Raw genomic sequence first — 21302 nt, forward strand, 5'->3', positions numbered from 1 at the left:
AGACCCTTCGCATGGACCGTTTGCTTTCCCGAGTGTTGTTGCTGCTGGCCGCGCTGCTTGCGCTGCCTGCTGCTGCGGCCGATGCCAATTGGTGGCAGGCCGAATGGAAGTACCGCAAGCCGATCACCGTCGACGCCGGCCCGCAGGGCGCGGGCCTGGCCGGTGACCCGGGCCGCACGCCGCTGCTGCTGCGCCTGCATACCGGCAACTTCGGTTTCGACGGTACCCAGGACATGGGCAACGACCTGCGCTTCGTGTCGGGCGATGGCCGCACCGTGCTGGCCCATCAGATCGAGCAGTTCGATCCCAAGCTGGGCCTGGCCCTGGTCTGGGTGGACGTGCCGGCAGTCAGCGCTGCCGCGCCGCAGACGATCTGGATGTACTACGGCAATGAGAAGGCACCGGCCAGCGGCAACGGCCAGCAGGTGTTCGACCCGGACTACACGCTGGTCTACCACTTCGCCGAAGCCAATGCGCCGGCACGCGACACCACCGCCTACGGCAACAATGCCGGTGCTGTGGTGCCGCCGTCCGAAGGTTCGGTGATCGGCCGTGGCGTGCAGCTGGGCGCAGGCCCGCTGCCGTTGCCGGCCAGCGCCTCGCTGGCACAGGAAGCGGGGGCGCCGTTGACCCTCTCGGCCTGGATCAAGCCGGGCAGCAACAATGCGGCGCAAGCAATCTATGCCCGTCGCGATGGCGCCTCCGAGCTGGTGGTCGGTATCGAGAACCGGGTGCCGTTCGTGCAACTCAATGGCCAGCGCAGCACGCCGGCACAGCCGATTCCGGAAGGGCAGTGGGCGCACGTGGCACTGACCGCGGAGAAGGGTGCGCTGCAGCTGTACCTCAACGGCCGTGTAGTGGCCCAGCTGAGCGGCGAGCTGCCGGCGCTGGGTACCGCGCCGGTGGTGGGCGCCGATGCCCCGGGTGCTGCACAGCCTTTGGCCAACTTCGAAGGCGCTCTGGATGAGCTGCGCATCTCGCGGGTGGCACGTCCGGCCGCGCTGCTGCTGGCCGATGCCACCGCTCAGGGCGCCGACTCGCGCCTGATCAGCTACGGCGCCGACGAGCAATCCGCCGGGCAGAGCCACTTCGGCTTCATTCTCAAGGCGATGCCGTTCGATGCCTGGGTGGTGGTCGCCATCCTTGGCCTGATGATGCTGCTGTCGTGGGCGATCATGATCGCCAAGAGCCGCCACTTCGGCCGTACCAGCAAGGCCAACGCGGTATTCACCGAGAGCTTCGGCAAGTTGTCCGGCGTGCCGCTGCGGACCTTGTCCGAGATGGACCGCCAGGGCAAGGCGCCGACCGCGATGCATGACGGCTCGCTGTGGCGCATCTACCAGGTGGCCATCGATGAAATGCAGCAGCGCCACCAGCGCGACGGCAACAGTGGCTACCTGAGCGGCGCCACCATCGCCGCGATCCGTGCCTCGATGGATGCGGTGATGGTGCGCGAGCAGGAAGCGATGGCACGGCGCATGAACTGGCTGTCGACCACCATCGAAGGTGCGCCCTACGTGGGCCTGTTCGGCACCGTGATCGGCATCATGCTGGTGTTCGTGGTGGCGGCGATGGCCGGCGCGGTGGACATCAACTCGGTGGCGCCCGGCATGGCCGCGGCGCTGCTGTGTACCGCTGCCGGCCTCGGCGTCGCCATCCCGGCACTGTTCGGCTACAACTACCTGGGTGCGCGTGCCGAAGCGATCGGCGCGGATATGGCGGTGTTCATCGACGAGTTCGCCGCGCGCCTGGCCGAAGAGCAGGACGGGCGCGGCCCGGCCGCGGTCCAGGGCTGAGGGGCGCGCCATGGGCCAGAAGGCGAAGTTCGGCATCAAGAAGCGCGAGAAGGGCATCAACGTAACGCCCTTCGTCGACGTGCTGCTGGTGGTGCTGGTGATCTTCATCCTGACCAGCAACGCCTCCATCCCCGGCATCGAGGTCAACCTGCCGAAGGCCAGCAACAGCGTGGCCCTGGAAAAGCCGAAGACCAAGGCGATCACCATCGACCCCAGTGGCCAGGTGTTCCTGGATGCCTACCCGGTGACGATGGCCGAGCTGGAAGACCGGCTGCGTACCGAACGCGCGACCACGCCGGATTTCCCGGTGATCGTGCGCGGTGATGCGCAGGTGCAGTACGCCCGCGTGGTCGAGGTGCTGGACCTGCTGCGGCGCCTGGAGCTGGCCCAGATCGGCCTGGTCACCGGCAAGGCGCAGGGTTGAGGCATGACGGCCCATCAACCCCCTCGACCGGAGCCCGGCATGCGCGGTCGCCAGTTGCTGGTGACCGTGGCACTGGTGCTGGCCGCGTTGCTGGTGCTCGGCATCGCGGTGTGGTGGCTGTTGTTCAAGGACACCGCCAGCACCCGTCGGCCGGTGGTGCAGCCGCCGATGCTGGCGCTGCCACCCCCTCCGCCGCCGCCCCCGCCGCCCCCGGAAAAACCACCGGAGCCGGAGACACCGCCGGAAGAGACGATGCCCGAACCGGAGCCGCTGGATCAGCCGACGCCGGCCGAAGAGCCGACGCCGACGCCGGATAACAGCGATCCGGTGACGATGAATGCCGACGCGCAGGCCGGTGGTGACAACTTCGGTATCCAGTCCGGCAGTGGTGGCGGTTCGTCCGGCGTTGGCCGTGGTGGCGCCGGCAACGCTACCTACGGCCGCTACCTGGGCTACCTGATGCAGCAGGCGATCTCGCGCGACGACAAGGTCAAGCGCCTGGCGTTCCAGCTGCAGGTGAATGTGTGGCTGGCCAACGACGGCCGCCTGGAAAAGGTCGAACTGGTACGCGGCAGTGGCAACGAGGAGGCCGACGCGGCCGTGCTCGATGCCCTGCGTCGCATCGGCAAGGTTGACCAGGCACCGCCGCCGTCACTCGATTTCCCCGCCCGCGTCCTGATCCAGGGCCGCCGGCCCGGGGCCTGACTCCGACTTCCGTGATTTCCCTTCTTTCGATGAGAACCGTGATGAACGACCACGTCCGCGCACGAACCGACTCCCGCCGCCCGCGGCCGGCCCGACGGGCGCTGCTGTGCTGCGCCGTGCTGCTCAGCCTGGCCGCCCCGGCCGGTGCGATGGCGGCCGAAACCACCATGGTCAAGCTGATCAAGGGCCTGATCGCCAGCGGTGCACTGAAACCCGAAGACGGCCAGGCACTGCTGGTACAGGCCGAAGCCGAAGCGGCGGCCGCACAGCGCACTGCAGCCACGGGCAGCACCGCGGCGAGCGGTGGCGTGGCCCTGGAGGCCGGTGACGTGCGCGTGCCGTACGTACCGCAGAGCGTGCGCGACGGTATCCGCGACGAAGTGCGCCAGGACGTGATGGCGCAGGCGAAGTCGGAAGGCTGGGCGGCACCCAACGAAGTGGCCGAGTGGACCAAGCGCATCAAGGTCACCGGTGACATGCGTGTGCGCAGCGAGTCGCGCTTCTACTCCGAGCGCAACAGCGACATCGTGAGCAACTGGTCGTCGATCAACTCCGGCAACGGCTTCGACACCAACACCAATACCAACCTGCAGTTGCCGCCGCTGCTGAACACCCGCCAGGACCGCCGTAACCTGTGGCGCATCCGTGCCCGCCTGGGCATCGAGGCAACCATTGGCCAGCACACCACGGCCGGCGTGCGCCTGGCCAGCGGCAGCAGCAATGGCCCGGTGTCGACCACCGAGCAGCTAGGCGGCGGCCTGAGCAAGAAGGACGTGTGGCTGGACCAGGCCTGGCTGGCCTACAGCCCGGCGGACTGGGTGACGGTGCGTGGCGGCCGCTTCGGCAATCCGTTCTGGACCAGCGACACGCTGTTCTCCAACGATCTCAACTTCGATGGCCTGGCCGCGAACCTGAAGTATGACTTCGATGGTGGCGACCTCGACCTGTTCGGCAACCTCGCGGTGGTACCGCTGGAGTACACCTCCGACAGCTCGCCGAGCCAGAGCAAGGTCAAGACTCCGAACGAGAACAAGTGGCTGTCCGGTGCCCAGGTGGGCGTGAACTGGCGCTTCAACGATGACAACGCGCTGCGTGCTGCGCTGGGCTACTACGACTTCAAGAACATCAGCGGCCGCCTGTCCTCAACGTGCTCGCTGTACTCGGGTGCGGTGGGCTGCGACACCGACTGGTCGCGCCCGGCGTTCATGCAGAAGGGAAATACCCTGATGCTGATCCGCAACATCGCGCGCAATCCGGTGGATCCGGCCGGTACGCCGACCCCGCAGTATGTCGGCCTGGCCTCGGCGTTCCGCCTGGCCACGCTGAACCTGCGCTGGGACACGCAGCTGGCGCAGGGCATCGGTCTGCGCCTGGATGGCGACTACATCCGCAACCTGGCCTACGACAAGCAGGCCATGTTCAGTCGTGCCCAGAACGGCATCGTCAACAACTACGGCGCCGGCGATACTGTCGGCATCGATACCTTCCGCAGTGGCGACACCGCATGGATGGTGCAGGCCACCTTCGGTGCCACCGAGCTGAAGGAGAAGGGCCAGTGGCAGGCGCTGCTGGGCTACAAGCACATCGAGGCCGACGCACTGCCCGATGCCTACAACGATCCGAACTTCCACCTGGGCGGCACCAACGCCCGCGGCTACTACGTGGGCGGCGCCTACGCGCTGGATGCACGCAGCTGGATCAGCGGCAAGTGGATGGCGGCCAAGGAAGTGTCCGGCGCGCCGCTGTCGATCGACGTGTTCCAGCTGGAGTTCAACACCGGGTTCTGAGTGGCGGGCGTGATGCGGATCACGTAGTGCGTGGCGGGGGCGCAGCGATGCGCCCGTCTAAGGAAAGGAGACCACGCGTTGTTCAAAAGGAGGAGTGGATGAGCCGTCGCAAGCTGTTCGAGAGTCCCGAACCGTCCAGCCAGATGCTGGGTGTTGGACCGGCCTATGTTTCAGTGGAGGGCCTGCGCCAGCACCTGGCCGAGTTCCTGCTGTATGCGGGCCGGCCGGTGGTGATCATGCGCGGGCGCAGCGAAGTGGGCTATTTCCTGCCGGCGCGCTGCTGGCGCCAGCGTGACGATGATCCGCTGGCGGCGGCTGCCGCCGACCAGCTGCTGGATGCGGCCGGCTTCCAGGCCGAGGACATCCAGCAGGTGGAGCAGGAATTCAACGCCATGCGCCAGCGTACCGTGCTGCATTCACGGCGCTGAGCCTTCCGTAGAGCCGGGCCCATGCTCGGCTTTTCGGGCGGTTGCACGCGACGTTGGCAACAGCCCCTGCCGTTGCCTTCGGCTCTACAGTAGATCCACGCCGTATGTGGATAGGCCACACCCGGCGGCAGCTACAACGCCAGCACCTGTCCCGGCTCCAGCGCCTGCAGAAACGCGTCGTCATGCGACACCACCACCAAAGTGCCCGGGAACACCCGCAGCACCTGCAGCAGGTGCATCCGCAGCGTCATGTCCAGGTTGTTGGTTGGTTCGTCCAGAACCAGCAGCGCTGGGGGCTTGGCCGCCATCAATGCCAATGAAAGCCGCGCCCGTTCGCCACCGGACAATGCGGACACGGGCGTCTGCGCCGTGGCATCGCCGCGGAACAGGAAGTCGGCCAGGTGCAGCCGGCACTGGGTCTGGCTCCAGTCCGGCATCTGGGCAGACAGCGCCTGGAGAGGCGTGGCCTGCATCGGCAGGTCCCGGTAGTGCTGGTCGAGCAGGGCGATCTGATCAGCTGGCGGCAGCAACCAGTCACCATCACGGCGGATGCTTGGGTCGCCGCACAGCGCGCGTGCCAGCGTGGACTTGCCGCTGCCGTTGTCACCGGTGATCGCCAGGCGATCGCCGACATCCAGGCGCAGATGCAGTCCACCCAGCACCGTTTCCGTGGCATGCGCCACGCTGGCGTCGGTCAGCTGCACCACCACTCCCTCACGTCGCCAGCCGGCCGGCAACGCGAAGGTAGGCTCGATGATGGTCTCGCGCTGCAGGTCATTGCGACGAGCCACGATGTCTTCCTGCTGCTCACGGATCAGCAGTTGCTTGCTGCCGGCGGTGGTATTGCCACGGCCGAGCTTGGTGGCTGAACGCACGCCGCCCCACTTGCGCTGTTCCACCTTGCGCACACCGCGTTCCCGCGAGCTGGCAGCGCGCTGCTGTTCGCGCATCAACGCCTCATGGGCCTGGCCGCGCTCCTGATCCAGCTGGCGCAGCTGCCGGTCGCTGGCCTCGCGTCGCTGCTGCAGGTCCGCCTGATAGTCGCGGTAGCGGCCGCCGAAGTGGCTCACGCGCCCGCCACGTATGTGCCAGAGCTCATTACAGAGCGCATCGATCAGGGCTTCATCGTGGGTGGCCACCAACAGTGCGCCGTGGAACTGGCGCAGGCGCGCGATCAGCGAGCGGCGTGCACTGCGGTCCAGGTGATTGCTGGGTTCATCGAGCAGCAGTACATCGGGGGCGGCATCGAGCGCGCGGGCGAGCGCATGGCGCATCTGCTCGCCGCCGCTGCGAGAGGAGTCATCCAGCACGTGCTGCGGCACGTAGGCGATGCGTGCGCCATCGCGCCGGATGATGGTCCCGCCACTGGGCACCAGAGTACCGGCCAACATCTGCAGCAGGCAGCTCTTGCCACTGCCGTTGTCGCCGATCAGGGCGATGCGGGCACCTGAGGGCAGGTGCAGGTTGACGTCGGCCAGCAGGGCGCGGCCGTTGAAATCCAGATCCAAAGCATGGGCACGTAACATCGCGTGCGGTCCTCCTGTTGCTGCGCGCTCACTGCATCCGAACGCGGACGCGCAGCTTGGAACAGGGGCGAGGCCGGAGCAAGCGAGGAACCGGCCAAGATCCGCCGCAGGTGGGCCAGACCTCCTTCAGCCGCGCTCACTGGTGATGCGCGCACCTTCGCGCATCACCAGCGTCACCGGGGTCCTTTCCACCACCTCCAGCAACCGCTGCCACTGCGCATCGCTCAGCTCGGCGCTGGCATGCAGCACGCGGTGCACGTGGAAGCGTCCATCTTCGTCGCGTTCCGAGCGCAGCTCGGCATGGAACTCGCCCAGCTCCCAGCCCTTGCGTTGCGCATACATGCGCAGGGTGATGGCGGTGCAGGCGGCCAGCGAGGCCAGGTACAGATCGAAGGGCGCGAAGCCCTTGCCCTGACCGCCCAGCGAGGCGGGCTCGTCAGCGTCTACATCAAAGCTTCCATTGCTGATGTGGTGCAGGTAGTTGTCGCCGGTCGAAACAATGCGCGCGTAGGCCATCACATTCTCCATCTGTCTCTAGCGTCGAGCCACGCTCGACCAAACCCACTGTAGCGTCGAGCCATGCTCGACTGCTCCCAAAGGCGGCGCCAGCCAAGGCCAGCGCCGCCACCCATTCACTCGGTACGATCGTACGAGAACTGGATGCCTGCCGTACCACCGGTTTCAATGAAGAGGTTCATGAACGCCGGCACCGTTTCTGAGCGGGCCCAGTCGCGCTGCAGCTCGCAGAACAACTGCGGCACGCTGATCAGCTGGCCCCCGGCCTGTTCGATGCGGCGCAACGCGGCATCATGCGCCGCCAGCGAAGTGCCGCCAACGGCATCGACCACCACGTACACCTCATAGCCTTCCTTCAACGCATCCAGGGCCGGGAAAGTCAGGCAGGCTTCGGTCCACAGTGCGGTCATGATCAGCTTGCGGCGACCGGTGGCCTCCACCGCCTTGCGGAACTCGACGTCTTCCCAGGAATTGATGGTGGTGCGGTCGTAGGTGGGGTAGTCGCCCAGCACCTTGCGCAGCTGCGGAATCGGCGGCTTGTTCAGGCCGGTCTTGACGTTGACCGTCGAATGCACGATCGGCAGACCGTAAGCCACAGCGGCTTTGGCGGTGCCGACGATGTTGTTGACCAGCAGCTGGCGGTCCATCGAGGCGATGGAGTTCACCTGCACCGGCTGGTAGTCGATGATGATGAAGGCGGAATTCTTCGGGGTCAGCAGGTGGTCGCTGGCCGGGTCGCGGATCGGTTCACTGGACATGATGGGTCTCCGGTTGGGAGGAGTGCCGGCAGCGGGCCGGCACCCCGGGGGGTAGCTCAGCTGCGCTGCGAATCCAGCTGCTCCTGGTTCTTCTGCACGTCCTGCGCCTTGAGGTAGCTCTCGATCAGCAGCTGGTAGTTCGGGAAGATCTTCGTGTAGACCTCGGCCCACTGCTGGGCATCGTCGCGGTTCCAGCTGCGCTGGATCTCCGAGGCCACCGCGGCGGTGTCCATCGGCACCACGCCGGCCTGCACTACGCGGGCCAGGGTGATCTCTTCGGCCATCTTCGAATAGGTGCCCGAGGCATCGATCACCGCGAACACCTGGTAGCCATCGGCCACGGCGGCGATCGACGGGAAGGCCATGCACACGCTGGTGATGGTGCCGGCAATGATCAGCTGCTTGCGCCCGGTGGCCTTCACCGCAGCAACGAATTCCGGGTTGTCCCAGGCGTTGATCTCACCCTTGCGCGCCACGTACTGGGCATGCGGGGCCGCGTCGTGGATCTCCGGGATCAGCGGGCCGTTCGGGCCCTGCGGAACGGAGGCGGTGGTGATCACCGGCATCTTTGCCAGCGTGGCCATCTTCGCCAGCGCGGTGGCGTGGGCGCGCACGCGGGTGAACGGCATGTCACCAATGGTCTGGAACAGGCCGCTCTGATGGTCGATCAGCAGCATCGCGGCGTTGTCCGGGTCGATCACCGGGCGCGCGCCGTTGAAGTTGGCGGGGGTACTCATGGTCAGTCTCCTGGGGAAAGTGGGCGATGGCCCATTGGCGCGGCGGGTCATCGCCCGCCGCGCGGAAGCGCTCAGTGCGCGATCTGGCCGAAACGGCCGCTGTTGAAGTCGTTGACCGCCTGTGCGATCTCGGCCTGGCTGTTCATCACGAACGGGCCATAGCCCACCACCGGCTCGTCGATCGGCTCGCCGCTGAGCAGCAGCACAGTGGCGTCGCTGTCGGCGTCGACGAACACGTCCTCGCCGCTGCGATCGAAGGTGACCAGCTGCGCCTCGCCGACCGGCTGGCCGCCGTTGATCCGGACCGAGCCCTTCAACACCACCAGCGCCAGCGTGCGGCCATCGGCCACCGGCAGTTCGGCGTGGTGACCCTGCCGCAGGCGGATGTCCCAGACATCCATCGGCGTGTGGGTGCGGGCCGGGCCGGCATGGCCGTCGAAACGGCCGGCGATGACCCGCACGCGGCCGGCGCCCTCAGGCAGATCCACCGAGGGAATGTCGGCGTCGAGCAGGGTCTGGTAGCCCGGTGCGCCCATCTTGTCCCGCGCCGGCAGGTTGACCCACAGCTGGACCATGTCCAGCGTGCCGCCGCGCTTGCTGAATTCCGGCGTGTGGAATTCCTCGTGGAGGATGCCGGAGGCAGCGGTCATCCACTGCACGTCACCCGGGCCAATGGTGCCGCCGGCCCCGGTCGAATCGCGGTGGGCGACCTCGCCCTCATAGACGATGGTGACCGTCTCGAAACCGCGATGCGGATGCTGGCCGACACCACGCGGGGTATCACTGGGCGCGAAGCTGTACGGGCCGGCATAGTCCAGCAGCAGGAACGGGCTCAGGTGCTGGCCGTGGGTGTTGTAGGAAAACATCGAGCGGGCGGGGAATCCGTCGCCTACCCAGTGCGGGCGGGGGGCGCTGTAGGTACCGGTGACACGCTTCATGGCGATCTCCTGGCCGGGGCTGCCGGCCGCTGTTCTTCGTTGCAGGAGACGATATCGCCGCGACAATTGGGCCGGTAGACGTCAATATTTGCCGTCATAGTCCTATCTGGTGAACAATGGGTGCGCGCCTTGCGCCACAGGAGATCGCCCCGTGTTCATCGCTGATATCCGCCGTTGCGACCTCAACGACCTGTTCTACTTCGCCATGGTGGTCGAGCACGGCGGCTTCTCGCAGGCCGGCCGGGCGCTGGCCATGCCGAAGTCGAAACTGAGCCGGCGCATCGCGCTGCTGGAGGAACGGTTGGGCGTGCGCCTGATCCAGCGCTCGACGCGGCGTTTCTCGGTCACCGAGGTCGGCCAGGACTACTACCGCCACTGCAAGGCGATGCTGGTCGAAGCCGAAGCAGCCGAAGAAGCGATTGCGATGTCGCGCGCCGAGCCGCGCGGCACGATCCGCCTGGCGTGCCCGATCGCGATCCTGCACGCGCGCATCGGCCCGATGCTGGCCGACTTCCTCGCCCTGCACCCGCAGGTGACGGTGCAGCTGGACGCCACCAACCGCCGCGTGGATGTGGTGGGCGAGGGCGTGGACGTGGCGATCCGGGTACGGCCGCCGCCACTGGAGGACAGCGACCTTGTGGTACGCGTGCTGGCGCGCCGGGTGTGGTGCACCAGTGCCAGCCCGGCGCTGCTGCAGCGGCTGGGCACGCCGCAGGTGCCGGCCGACCTGGCGATGATGCCGACCGTCGATCTGGCCTCGCCCAGTCAGCAGCATGTGTGGGAATACAATGGGCCTGGCGAGGTCCAGGCCAGCGTGCATCACCGCCCGCGCCTGGTCAGCGATGACATGATCGCGTTGCGCGCAGCTGCGGTGGCCGGGGTCGGGCTGTTGATGCTGCCGCGGATGATGATCACCGATGAGCTGGAGAGCGGGGCGCTGCTGCCGGTGCTCCCCGAGTGGGTGCCGAAACACGGCATCGTGCATGCGGTGTTCCCTTCGCGGCGTGGGCTGCTGCCGGCGGTACGCGCGTTGATCGATTACCTCGCCGAGCGTTTCGAGGCGTTGGACGAACCGTAGGCTCCGCATCCACGCATGGCGTGGATCTACTGGATCCGCCGCCGCCTGGTAGATCCACGCCATGCGTGGATGATCCTGGTGCCGCGCGACCGGCCTTCGCTTGCCGCCTGCGGCCGCGCAGCCCACAATCCATGTCCGGACCGTCGCCATCACGCCCATCATTCCCCGGTCCGGCCTTGGCACCTATGTCTCCCAATGCCCTGGCGCTGGTCGAGCTGCTGATCCGCGAGCGCCGTGCGTTGTCTCGCTTCATCGCGCGCTATCTCGACCCGGCCAGTACCGAGGACACCCTGCAGAACCTGTACCTGAAGGCCAGCAGCGTGCCCGGTGATCCACCGATCCTGGAGCCGCGCGGCTATCTGTACCGGATGGCCTATCACCATGCACTCAACCGCAGCCAGGCCGACGCCCGCGAGCGGCGCGCGATGGCCGAGTACGCCGCCGACATGGCCGAGGCGGGCCACGACGGCGAGGCCCAGGCACTGGACCAGGCACAGCTGCGCGAGATCACCCAGACCATCCTCGCGCTGCCAGCGCAGGTCCGCGAGTGCTTCGTGCTCAACCGCTACCTGGGCCTGAGCGAGCGCGAGATCGCGACACGGCTGGGTATTTCCAAGAGCCTGGTCGGCAAGCATGTGCTGCGCGCGGCACTGTTGATCCAGCAGCACCAGCAGGGAATGCATCGATGAGCGGCGATTGCAGTGGGCAGATCGCGCCCGCCGTTGTCACAACAGGAAAGCGCACCCGTTCGTGGTGCGGCAGGCCACAACCATGACCACGTCCGAACCCTCGCCGCGTCAGGCCAGGCAGGCGTTGCGCTGGGTGATCCGGTGCAGTGCAGGCCCGCTGCCGGAACGCCAGCAACGAACCCTGCAGCGCTGGTTGCAGGCCGATCCGCGCCATGCGCTGGCCTGGCGCCAGCAGCAGGCCTTCTGGCAGGGGCTGGATGCCGCCGGGCCCGACGTGCTGGCGGCGCTGCCGGAACTGACCGCCGACCGCCAGGGATTGCGTCCGGTCGCACCGCGCCGTCGCCTGCCATGGCTGTTGGCCAGCGCCGCCGCCGTGGTTCTGATGGTCGCGGCCGCACCGCAGGCGCTGTTGCTGGCGCGCAGTGACCTGCGCAGCAGTGATGCGCCGCGCGTGGTGCAGCTGGACGACGGCAGCACTGCCGTGCTCGATGCGGGCACCGCATTGGCGGTCGAGTTCGATGGCCAGCAGCGGCACCTGCGCCTGCTGCGCGGCCAGGCCTGGTTCCAGGTGGCGCACGAGGCGCGCCCGTTCCAGGTCGAGGCGGCGGGCGGCCTGGTTCGTGACATTGGTACCGCCTTCAGTGTGTCGATGCTGGATACCACGGTCACCACCCAGGTCAGCGAGGGTGTGGTCGACGTGTTCCCGGGCGATGGCAGCGTACAGCGCCTGCATGCGGGGCAGTCACGCGTGTTCCGTGACGGTCGCTGGCTGCAGCCGGTGCAGCTGGAAGATCGCGAGACCATGGCGGCGTGGCGGCGTGGCGAGGTGGTGATCGACGATCAGCCGGCCGCGCAGGCCATCGCCGATCTGGCGCGCTACCGCCGTGCCCCGGTCTGGGTACTGGGCGGGCAGGGCGCACGCGTACGGGTCAGTGGCCTGTTCCACCTGCAGCAGCCGGAGACTGCCATTGATGCGGTGGCCGCACAGGCAGGACTGCGCGTGCAGCGCTTGCCCGGTGGCGCGTTGGTGGTGTGGTGAGGCCCGCGTAGCACCCGGATGAACGGGCCGCATGAAAAAAACATGAAAAAACCGTGGGCACCTGCAGTGTCCCGCTGTCTATAGAGGTATAGCCAGAGCGAAACACCGTTTTTCCTCAAGCCAGACACACCACCGGCACCGGATGTGCCCGTGGTCCAGCCACGCTTGAGGAGTTCCTGTCCATGCCGTCCACGGCATCCGCCTGTCATCGTCGCGCCACCGTTCTGGCCCTGGCCGTTTCCACCGCATTGCTGTCGCTGGCCTGGGTGCCGGCCGTGCAGGCACAACCGGCGATCGTCGCGCCGGTGCGCCAGTACGCCATCCCGGAGCAGCCACTGGCTGATGCCGTACGTGCCTTTGGCCGCCAGGCCGATGTGCAGGTGGTGTTCCGCAGTGACCTGGTGGAGGGCCGCCGCTCCAGTGCGGTGAGTGGCGAGTACAGCCAGATGCAGGCCCTGCAGCAGCTGCTGCGCGGCAGCGGCGTGCGCGCACAGCGTGGCATGGACGGTACCTGGAGCCTGCGAGCCGCAGCGGAGGCGGGTGAAGGGGAAGGGGTGCGGGTGACCGAAACACTGGACGTGGCCGGTCGCCTTCAGTCGGAAGGGGGTGAGGCGCGCGATCGGCGCGGCTACGATGATGTGTTCGCGCTGGACCTGACCACGGCGTATTCGGGGCGCGACCGGGTGGAGCGCTATCGCGGTTCCAATCCGGCCGACGTGGTCAAGGATCTGGTCGGCGTGTTCAGCGGCGATGCGCGCAACAGCGGCGCGCTGGACGTCAACATCCGTGGCATCCAGGGGCCCGGGCGGGTGCCGGTCAGCATCGACGGTGGCGAACAGGCGCTCACGGTCTGGCGCGGCTACAACGGCGTCAGCAACCGCAACTACATCGATCCCAACCTGATTGGTGGCATCCAGGTCATCAAGGGGCCAGGGCTGGTGCGCGATGTGCACAGCGGGATCGGCGGTGCGCTGGTGATCAAGACCATCGACGTTGACGACATTGTTGCTGCCGGCGAGCGCTTCGGCGGGGAGCTGAAGATCGAAGGCAGCAGCAATGCGGTGGCACCGCGCCTGCCGCACCTGCACACCGGCGAGGATTACCGCACCGTGCCGGGGTTCCCGCAGGGCTCGCCGAACTCACCCTATGACGACCGCACCCTGGTGGTGCCGGTGAAGTCGCGCAGTGGCAACAACCCCTTCGATGGCGAAGACCAGGCCTGGCGGTTGGCACTGGGCGTACGCGGCGACAACGTCGACCTGATGGCTGCCTACGCCTGGCGCAAGCGCGGCAACTACTTCTCCGGCAGCAAGGGGAGCGCGTACTACGACCAGGACCGGCGCGAGCAGTACGAGTACCAGGGCATCGACTACATCACCACGCTGGCGCGTTACTTCAAACCGGGCGATGAAGTGCCCAATACCTCCAGCGAACAGGAGTCGTGGCTGGTCAAGGGAACCTGGCAGATCAACGACGACCAGCAGCTGAAGGCGACCTGGCGGCGCACCTTGTCCCACTACGGCGAGATCATGCCGTCGCGCATCCTGTCCGCGCCCGACTACGGGCGCATCCAGTGGCCGCTCAGCCGGGTTGCGTCCGATGCCTGGAACCTGGAATACCGCTTCCAACCGGCCGGCAGCCGCTGGCTGGACCTCTACGCCAACCTGTGGCGCACCGAGACGGACAGCGATACCTACACCGCAGGCGGCTTCCCGAACTTCGCAGTGGGTAATCCGGCATGGAACCCGGACGCCAGCCCGATCCTGCGCAACACCGCGCTGGCCAACGCGCGCAACGACCGCACCGGCCTGATCCTGAGCAACCGCTTCGCCCTGCATTCGACCCTGGACCTGACCGTGGGCGGCAACTGGCAGTACGAGAAGCTCGGCTCGAGCGATCCGTACTTCGGTACCACCGATGGCTGGCGCATGTTCCCGCGTGCCGGGCGCCGCCAGGAGGGTGAGGGCTACCTGACCCTGGAGTGGCGTCCGGTCGACTTCCTTACCCTCAATGCAGGCGTGCGCTACAGCCGCTACTGGGCCTTCGACGATTTCCTCGAGGCGCACCCCGAGCTGCTGACCAAGGGCGTAGGTGGCAAGGAAGCGCAGTACACCGTGAACGAGTTGCCGCCCCGTCCCGCCAATCTGCAGGCCCGCATCGACGCGTTGGAAGCACGCCGCGCCGTATGGGAAAAGCGCGGCATGGGCTGGTTCATCGATGACAGCATCCGTGCCTTGCTGGCACCGTACGAGACGCCGCGTCCGGTCAGGTACACGCGGCCCTGGCTGCCCGATGCCGATGGCAACTACACCCGCGCCGGCAATCCCTGCCTCAATGGCGAAGTGGCGGCCATTCCCGGCGTGCAGCCGGTGTTTGCCGGCAGCGACCAGGTCTGCAACATCGGCAACAGCGTACAGTCGCAGCCGGTCGATGCACGCAACAGCCGCCGCCGCGACCATGCCTGGCTGCCGACCTTCTCGGCCACTGCACACCTGTCCCCGGCCGCCCGTGCCTACGTGCGTTACAGCGAAGCGGTGCGCTTCCCGAGCATGTTCGAAAGCACGATTGCCTTCTCCGGCAGCCTCAATCCGCTGCATGCGCTCAAGCCCGAGCACGCCTACAACTACGAAGTGGGCTACGTGCACAACCTGTCCGCCCTGTTCGGCAACACCGCCGATGCCGACGTCAAGCTGGCGTACTACGTGCACAAGACCCGTGACGTGATCGAGCGCGATGGCAACTTCCTGTTCGACAACATCGACAAGCAGACCATCCGTGGCATCGAACTGCAGGCCCGCTTCGACAACCGGCGCTTCTTCACCGATCTGGGCATCACCCGCACGCTGGAAAACGAGGTGTGTGACGAGAGCACGGCGGTGCTCCTGGATGCGAACCGCGGCCTGGTCCCGAACTGCGTGCAGGATGGTTTCGTCGGTGGCTACCTGCTGACCCAGGCCATTCCCAAGCTGTCGATCAACTGGTCGCTGGGCACGCGCCTGTTCGATGAGCGCCTGGAGCTTGGCAGCCGCATCGTGCACTACCAGCGCCACGAGAACCCTGATCTGCAGGCCTACCGTGACCGCCTGCTGAGCGGTGGCAGCGGCCTGCTCTGGCAGAACGTGCCGTTCACCTGGGGAAACATCACCACCGTCGATGCCTATGCGCGCTGGCGCTTCAACGAGCATGCCAGCGTCGAACTGGTCGGCAGCAACCTCGGCAACCGCTACTACGTCGATCCAGCCACGCGGTCCACGCTGCCGGCCCCGGGTCGCACCCTGAAGCTCGGCGTCACCGCGCGCTTCTGATCTCCCACCTTCAAGCGTTGTACCCGTAGTTCCCTCAACCAAGGAGCAATACCATGAAAATGATCTCCCGTTCGGTTCTCGCCGTTGCTGCCTCGCTGGCTCTGGTCGGTGCCGCGCAGGCTGCCGATATCGTCGGTGCCGCCAGTGCCAAGACCGATGCCGAGCTGTATGTGGCGGTTGGCGAATCGCAGGTCAATGGCGGCCCGCACCGCGCTGGCAAGGCCGGTATCGGTGTCGGTACCGTGTCCCAGGCCAAGCCGGTGGACTTCCAGGGCCTGAGCGCCTACTCGGCACCGACCACCGTCAATGGCGTGACGGTACGTACCCTGGCCATGCCGATCACCGGCGCACCGGGCAGCCACGCCGGTATGGGCCACTTCAACTTCGTCAAGGTCGGCAGTGGCGATGTCTGGTTCGGTGAGTGGTCCAAGGATGGCGCCGCCGGTGGCTTCAACAACCGCCAGGTCTACTTCGTCGGTGACCGCGCCGGCACCACGCTGCCTGCCGGCGTGGCGTCCTACACCGTGGCTGGCCTGAACAAGTTCAACGGCAGCAACCTGCTGAGCGGCACCTTCGACGCCGACTTCGGCGCCGGCACCCTGGATGGTGCGCTGTCGGGCAACGGCCTGAACCTGGCCATCGTTGCCAACATCAACAGTGCCGACGCATCGTTCGCCGGTTCGGCCACCGCCAACGGCAGCGTTGCCGGCACCACCCAGGGGCAGTTCTTCGGCGCCAACGCGGCCGCCCTGGCCGGTATCGCCACCTTCAGCGGCAACAGCCAGTACGACACCGCCTTCGGCGGCAGCAAGAACTGATTGCCACGCCCCTGACGGGGCAGGGCAGGGACAAGCCGCGATCCGCCAGTCCCTGCTTCGGCCCGCTGCATGCACCACCACGGATCGACCATGCGCCATCCCATCTTCCTTGTCGTACTGCTGCTGGCGGCCGCCGACGTGTGCGCCCAGCAGGACGATCTTCGCCGCGTGCTCGAACAGGGCACCGACCTGCGCCACCAGCAGCAGGACCAGCAGCGCCTGCAGCAGGCCGAGTCGGAGCGACCGACCATCACCATCGACGGCCAGACCCTGCGCGTGGAGCGCACGGTCGACGATCTGGGCCAGGCGCTGTACCTGTCGCTGCAGCATCAGCAATGGGGCGCCGCGCAACGCTTCCTGGATGAATACATCGAACTGCCTGGCCACGACCCGTTGCTGCGCCACTATGCGCAGGGCGGCCTGGCGCGGGTGGCCGGCAATCACCATCGCGCGGCCAACGAGTACGAGGCGCTGCTGGAGGCACAGCCGGATTTCCTGCCGGCCCGCCTTGAACTTGCGCGCGTCTACGCCGAGGACCAGCGCGATCGCGATGCGGTGGCGTTGTTCACGGCGATCGCGGATGGCATCAATGCCGATGATCCAGCCACGGCCGGCGTCCGCGCGCGCGTGGACGGCTACCTGGGTGCCCTGCAGGCGCGCCAGCGCTGGAAAGGCGCGCTGTCCGCCGGCCCGGCATGGAGTGACAACATCAACCGCAGCTCGGCCAGTCGCACCTGCCTGTTCGGCGTAGGCGACGCCTGCATCATCGAACGGGAACTGCCCGACGCACAGCGCGCGGCGGGCCTCGACTACGACGCCAGCCTGGAACGGCGCTGGGTACTCGGCGGGCATCATGGGCTGTACGTGCGCGGTCTTGCCTTCGGTCAGGCATGGCGCGGGCACAGTGCCTACAACGAGCTCAATGCCAACGTGCAGGCGGGCTACAGCTGGCGTAGTGCACGGCAGACCGTGATGCTTGCCCCCAGTTATGACTACCAGGGCCTGGGCAATCATGCGCTGCAGGGCGGCAGTGGCGTGCACGGGGAATGGCAATATGCGCTGGACGCGCGCAGCCTGCTCAAGCTGGAGGCCGACTGGAAGCGCCAGCGGTATCGCCAGCAGGGCCTGGCCGGCAACTACGACGGCGAGCTGGCATCGCTGTATGCCACCTGGTTCCGCGCGCTCAATCCGCGCTGGACGGTCTTTGCCGGGCTGGATGTCACCGACAGCAGCGCTGCCGCCCCGGCCAACGGCTACCGCCAGCGCGGCCTGCGGCTGGGCGCGGCACGGCAGTGGAGCGGCACCACGGCCACTGTGTTCATATCGCTGCGCCATCGCGATTACGATGCCTGGAGTCCCCTGCTGGAAGCGCGCAGGCAGGACGACGAACAGAACCTGATCGCCATCCTGCGCAGCGAGCGCCTTGCCGTGGCCGGGCTGGTGCCCAGCCTGAGCCTGCGCTACGCCCGCATCGACAGCAACGTCGGCTGGCTGTACAGCCATGACCGCAGCCTGCTCAGCCTGAAGTGGGAGCGCGCGTTCTGAACCTGCGCCCAGTGGTGTCCATGCAACGACGGAGTGAGTACGCTCTGCGCGGAGTCTTCATCGATCATCACGCGCTCTTGTAGGGCCGATCGCGCATCCTGCCCGCGTGGCGACCGCAGGCGGGTCGCGTGCATCGAGGAGTGCAGGGCGTGCTGGAAGCAGGTAACAAACCAGAGGGCCTGAAAGGGTTGCGTGTGCTGGTGGCGGAAGATGAATTCGCCATTGCAATGTTCCTGGTCGACTACCTCGAACTGAAGGGAGCGCAGGTGGTGGGGCCTGCCGGTGACCTGCAGGCGTTGGGGCAGCTGGTTGATGCACATCCCATCGATGTGGCCCTGCTGGACATCAATCTGGGCGGCGAACAGGTCTATCCACTGGCCGACCGCCTGGCCGAGGCCGGCACCCCGTTCCTGCTGACCTCCGGCTACGACGACAATCTGCCCAGTCGTTTCGCTGCCGCCCCGCGCTGCACCAAGCCCTATCACATCGAAGCCCTGGTCCAGCAGCTGGCCGGGCTGGTGGCGACGCCGCAGGCTTCTGCGGGCATCGCCTGATCGCGCCGCATGGTGCGCCGTATCGAAGGTCTCCAGGTTGCCGAACCGCGCGGGGCGATGCCACCCGCACTGCGCCTGCATGCCCGCCACGATGGCATGGCGGCCCGCATTGCCCGCCACGACTGGTCGTCCACGCCATTGGGTGCGCTGGACCAGTGGCCACCACACCTGCGCGCCACCGTGGACCTGATGCTGGCCCACGGCTTCCCGATGATCGTGCTGTGGGGCGAGCAGCTGGTGCAGCTCTACAACGACGGCTATGCCGAGATCCTGGCCGACAAGCATCCCGGCGGGCTCGGCCAGCCGACCCGTGAATGCTGGCCCGAGGTCTGGCACATCAACGGCCCACTCTATACCCGTGTCTGGCAGGGTGAGACGCTCACCTTCGAAGACAAGCTGTACCCGCTGGCGCGCCACGGCCGGCTGGAAGACATCTGGTTCACCATCACCTACAGCCCGATCCGTGGTGAGGAAGGGCGCATCAATGGCGTCCTGGTGACCCTGTTCGAGACCACCGCCGCGCATGTGGCGCAGGCAGCGCGCGAGCGCGAGGAGTTGCGTCGCCGCGAGAGCGAGCGCCGTCTGGAGCTCGCCTTCAAGATGCTGCCGGTGGGCCTGTGCATCGTCGACCTTGAAGGTCGCATGCTGTTGTCCAATGACCAGATGCGTGGCTATCTGCCCAGCGGCAAGGTGCCTTCCACCGATGAAGCCAACCAGCATCGATGGCGGGGCTGGCATGCCGACGGCAGCCTCATCGGGCCGGACGACTTCGCCATCGCCCGCGCGATGCGCGGCGAGACGGTGGTGCCCGGGCTGGAGTTCCAGTACCTGCATGATGATGGGCGCGCGCGCTGGACGCGGGTCGCTGCGGCGCCGTTGCGCGACGCCGATGGCGAGGTCAGCGGCGTGTTCGCCATTGCCGTGGACATCGACGATCTCAAGCGCGCCACCGAGCGCCAGTCGGTGCTGCTGGCCGAACTGCAGCATCGGGTGCGCAACATCATGTCGACCATCCACGCCATTGCCTGGCGGACCCGCGCGTCGGTCAGCAGCGTGGACGAATATGCCGAGCGCCTGTGCGGACGATTGATGTCGTTGGCGCGCACGCAGAGCCTGCTGACCCGTGGCGCCAATGCGGGGGTCTGCCTGCGCGGCATGCTGGATGAGGAGATCGCAGCGCAGATGCCGGCCACGGCCGCCTATCGCCTGCAGGGCGAGGACGTGCTGCTGCCACCGAAGGCGGCCGAAGTGCTGTCCCTGGCGATCCACGAATTGGCGACCAACGCCCTGAGGCATGGCGCGCTCAGCCATGAAGACGGTCGCATCGAGGTGACCTGGGACCTGCAGGTTCAGGCTGGGCAGCCCTGGCTGGGCCTGCACTGGTCCGAGCGCCATGCCGAGGTGGAGGACTGGGAGCTGCCACGCCAGCGTGGCCTGGGCCGGGCGCTGATCGAGCAGCGCGTGCCCTATGAACTGGCCGGCAGCGGCGAGTTGCGCTTCGGCCCGCAGGGGCTGGATGCCTGGATCCGCTTCCCGCTGCGCGAGCGTGACAGCCTGCTGCAGACCGATGCCCCGGGCGCGTCGGAGCCCGGTTCGGGCAGCTGAATGTCCATTTATCCCCAATTGGGCCAAATTGGGCATAATGGCCACAACCGTCGCCGCCTGGAGCCGTGCCATGACCCTGCCGCTGGATCTGCCTGGCCTTGAAAAGGCCCCGGCCTCATCGGTGAAGACCCGGGGCTGGCCGAGCCTGATGCGTACCGTGCGTGAGAAACAGGCATTGGTCATTACCAACCACAATCACCCCGAAGCGGTGATCGTCGACATCCGCACCTACCAGGAGCTGCTGGCCAAGGCGGCTGGCGGAGACGCCGGAGAGCGCAACGAAGAGCTGCTGCGCCTGCGCAGCGAATTCGACCAGACCCTGGCCGGCCTGCAGCGTGGGGAAGGGCTGGGCAAGGTGCTCGGCCAGCCGATCCGTCGCGGTCGCAAGGTCACCCTCGGCCGTCCGCTCTGACCGATGGGGCGGATCCTGGTGCTGGCCGGCGTCAACGGCGCCGGCAAGAGTTCGCTGCTGGGCACCTGGCTGGAAGCCGAAGGGCTGGGCTGGTTCAACCCCGATTCGTTCACCCGCCGCCTGGTGGAGACCGGCTGGCCGCTGCCTGACGCCAATGCCGAGGCCTGGCAGGAAGGCACCCGCCGCCTGCGCCAGGCCATGGCCGATGGCACGGACTTCGCCTTCGAGACCACGCTGGGCGGCAACACCATTCCCCGCCTGCTGCGCGAAGCCTGCGAACGCCATCACGTTGCGATCTGGTTCTGCGGCCTGGCCACGGTGGAACTGCATATCGCCCGCGTTGCGGCGCGGGTGGCTGCCGGCGGCCATGACATCCCGGTGGAGAAGATCCATGCGCGCTTCGATTCGGCGCGCGAGAATCTGCTGGAACTGCTGCCCCACCTGGCCGAACTGCATGTCTACGACAACAGCGCGCCCGCCGATGCCGAAGGCTGCGTCGAACCGCTGCCGGTGCTGGCGATGGCACATGGCCAGCTGCAGTACCCGGTCTCGGTGGCCGAACTGCTGCACACGCCGGACTGGGCCAAACCCATCGTAATGCGCGCGATGGAGTTGAACGCTGCGCCCGATTGAGGGCGCATG

The 21302-nt window shown here is 67.2% G+C and carries 20 protein-coding genes; 15 read left to right on the forward strand and 5 right to left on the reverse strand.

All coding sequences use genetic code 11. The features are described from left to right. The first annotated feature begins 11 nt into the window (after positions 1–11). The 5 genes from N5D91_RS15090 to N5D91_RS15110 all read left to right on the forward strand — a co-directional run bounded on the left by N5D91_RS15090 (position 12) and on the right by N5D91_RS15110 (position 5140). Positions 12–1796 (forward strand): MotA/TolQ/ExbB proton channel family protein, encoded by a 1785-nt coding sequence (locus tag N5D91_RS15090; protein ID WP_279907087.1) that lies wholly within the window; start codon positions 12–14, stop codon positions 1794–1796. Between the two features lie 10 nt (positions 1797–1806). Further along, positions 1807–2220: a biopolymer transporter ExbD gene (locus N5D91_RS15095; RefSeq protein WP_180853957.1), complete on the forward strand. Its 414-nt coding sequence runs from the start codon at positions 1807–1809 to the stop codon at positions 2218–2220. A 39-nt stretch (positions 2221–2259) separates the two neighbouring features. Beyond that, on the forward strand, positions 2260–2925 hold the full coding sequence (locus N5D91_RS15100) for a cell envelope integrity protein TolA (protein ID WP_049399763.1): 666 nt from the start codon (positions 2260–2262) through the stop codon (positions 2923–2925). 41 nt (positions 2926–2966) lie between these two features. Next, positions 2967–4712: a putative porin gene (locus tag N5D91_RS15105; RefSeq protein ID WP_012511241.1), complete on the forward strand. Its 1746-nt coding sequence runs from the start codon at positions 2967–2969 to the stop codon at positions 4710–4712. Positions 4713–4810: 98 nt separating this feature from the next. After that, complete coding sequence (locus tag N5D91_RS15110) at positions 4811–5140, forward strand: hypothetical protein (protein ID WP_005409871.1); 330 nt, start codon at positions 4811–4813, stop codon at positions 5138–5140. A 131-nt stretch (positions 5141–5271) separates the two neighbouring features. On the opposite strand, the gene N5D91_RS15115 is transcribed toward N5D91_RS15110, so the two are convergent. The 5 genes from N5D91_RS15115 to N5D91_RS15135 all read right to left on the reverse strand — a co-directional run bounded on the left by N5D91_RS15115 (position 5272) and on the right by N5D91_RS15135 (position 9615). After that, positions 5272–6666 carry an ATP-binding cassette domain-containing protein gene (locus tag N5D91_RS15115; RefSeq protein ID WP_110712509.1) on the reverse strand — a complete coding sequence of 465 codons (1395 nt, stop codon included), beginning with the start codon at positions 6664–6666 and terminating at the stop codon, positions 5272–5274. A gap of 126 nt (positions 6667–6792) precedes the next feature. Next, on the reverse strand, positions 6793–7182 hold the full coding sequence (locus N5D91_RS15120) for an OsmC family protein (RefSeq protein WP_110712508.1): 390 nt from the start codon (positions 7180–7182) through the stop codon (positions 6793–6795). 116 nt (positions 7183–7298) lie between these two features. Continuing rightward, positions 7299–7940, reverse strand: a complete 642-nt coding sequence (locus tag N5D91_RS15125; RefSeq protein ID WP_110712507.1) for a hydrolase — start codon at positions 7938–7940, stop codon at positions 7299–7301. A gap of 56 nt (positions 7941–7996) precedes the next feature. Next, positions 7997–8677 carry a hydrolase gene (locus tag N5D91_RS15130; protein WP_180853956.1) on the reverse strand — a complete coding sequence of 227 codons (681 nt, stop codon included), beginning with the start codon at positions 8675–8677 and terminating at the stop codon, positions 7997–7999. A 71-nt stretch (positions 8678–8748) separates the two neighbouring features. Further along, entirely contained in the window at positions 8749–9615 is an 867-nt protein-coding gene (locus N5D91_RS15135) for a pirin family protein (protein WP_180853955.1), read from the reverse strand. A 151-nt stretch (positions 9616–9766) separates the two neighbouring features. Between N5D91_RS15135 and N5D91_RS15140 the strand changes: the two genes are divergently transcribed. The 10 genes from N5D91_RS15140 to N5D91_RS15185 all read left to right on the forward strand — a co-directional run bounded on the left by N5D91_RS15140 (position 9767) and on the right by N5D91_RS15185 (position 21293). Continuing rightward, positions 9767–10693: a LysR family transcriptional regulator gene (locus tag N5D91_RS15140; protein ID WP_180847657.1), complete on the forward strand. Its 927-nt coding sequence runs from the start codon at positions 9767–9769 to the stop codon at positions 10691–10693. Between the two features lie 185 nt (positions 10694–10878). After that, positions 10879–11382 (forward strand): RNA polymerase sigma factor, encoded by a 504-nt coding sequence (locus N5D91_RS15145; RefSeq protein WP_049462496.1) that lies wholly within the window; start codon positions 10879–10881, stop codon positions 11380–11382. An 82-nt stretch (positions 11383–11464) separates the two neighbouring features. Further along, entirely contained in the window at positions 11465–12421 is a 957-nt protein-coding gene (locus N5D91_RS15150; RefSeq protein WP_180853954.1) for a FecR domain-containing protein, read from the forward strand. A gap of 182 nt (positions 12422–12603) precedes the next feature. Beyond that, on the forward strand, positions 12604–15726 hold the full coding sequence (locus N5D91_RS15155) for a TonB-dependent receptor (protein WP_180853953.1): 3123 nt from the start codon (positions 12604–12606) through the stop codon (positions 15724–15726). Between the two features lie 53 nt (positions 15727–15779). Continuing rightward, positions 15780–16544: a Slam-dependent surface lipoprotein gene (locus N5D91_RS15160; RefSeq protein WP_180853952.1), complete on the forward strand. Its 765-nt coding sequence runs from the start codon at positions 15780–15782 to the stop codon at positions 16542–16544. Positions 16545–16634: 90 nt separating this feature from the next. After that, entirely contained in the window at positions 16635–18089 is a 1455-nt protein-coding gene (locus N5D91_RS15165) for a porin family protein (RefSeq protein ID WP_180853951.1), read from the forward strand. A 149-nt stretch (positions 18090–18238) separates the two neighbouring features. Beyond that, complete coding sequence (locus N5D91_RS15170) at positions 18239–18643, forward strand: response regulator (RefSeq protein ID WP_110714327.1); 405 nt, start codon at positions 18239–18241, stop codon at positions 18641–18643. 9 nt (positions 18644–18652) lie between these two features. Continuing rightward, positions 18653–20248, forward strand: coding sequence for a PAS domain-containing protein (locus N5D91_RS15175; protein ID WP_180853950.1), 1596 nt, complete (start codon positions 18653–18655; stop codon positions 20246–20248). A gap of 70 nt (positions 20249–20318) precedes the next feature. Next, positions 20319–20660 carry a type II toxin-antitoxin system prevent-host-death family antitoxin gene (locus N5D91_RS15180; RefSeq protein WP_110712500.1) on the forward strand — a complete coding sequence of 114 codons (342 nt, stop codon included), beginning with the start codon at positions 20319–20321 and terminating at the stop codon, positions 20658–20660. A 3-nt stretch (positions 20661–20663) separates the two neighbouring features. Further along, the gene (locus tag N5D91_RS15185) at positions 20664–21293 is read left to right on the forward strand and encodes an AAA family ATPase (protein ID WP_180853949.1); all 630 of its coding nucleotides are present in this window, start codon (positions 20664–20666) and stop codon (positions 21291–21293) included. Positions 21294–21302 lie beyond the last annotated feature (9 nt).

This window comes from Stenotrophomonas sp. GD03794 (assembly GCF_029842145.1).
Classification (GTDB): Bacteria; Pseudomonadota; Gammaproteobacteria; order Xanthomonadales; family Xanthomonadaceae; genus Stenotrophomonas; species Stenotrophomonas riyadhensis.